This window comes from Arthrobacter sp. K41 (assembly GCF_059089645.1).
The window spans coordinates 1-459 of sequence record NZ_JBNHEW010000018.1 but is presented as its reverse complement, the minus strand read 5'-3'; the positions used below and the strand labels follow the sequence as shown (position 1 = coordinate 459).

At 64.1% G+C, this 459-nt stretch carries 1 protein-coding gene; it reads left to right on the top strand.

Features of this window, described 5'->3' with window-relative positions:
* The coding region (locus tag AC5RTE_RS17175; protein WP_494042584.1) for a serine dehydratase beta chain at positions 1–459 on the top strand (459 nt) is incomplete at both ends.

Here is a 459-nt window from a genome sequence, read left to right as displayed (position 1 = left end):
AGCGGCTGGCGGCCATTGCAGAGACGGGGATGCTGCAGTTGGCTGGTGCGGTGGCCCTGCCGTATGGAGTGAAGGACATGGTGCTGCGGCCGTTGACCGTCCTGCCGCGGCATACCAACGGAATGACGTTCACCATTTTTGATGCGGAGGAACAGATCCTGCATACGGCGACGTTCTTTTCGGTGGGCGGCGGTTTCATTGTCCGGGAGGGTGAGGAGGACGCGGCCCGGCAGGAGCTGGAGGAGTCCAAGAAGGAGCTGCCGTTGCCGTTCCGGACCGCTGCGGAGCTGCTGGAGCATTGCCGGGAGACCGGCCTGGGCATTAGTGATGTGATGCGGGTGAACGAGGAGGACAGCCGTTCCGAGGAGGAGATCCGGGCGGGTCTGCTGCATATTTACTCGGTGATGGAGGGCTGCGTGGCGACGTCCTTGAAGCGTGAGGGGGTGCTGCCCGGGGGGT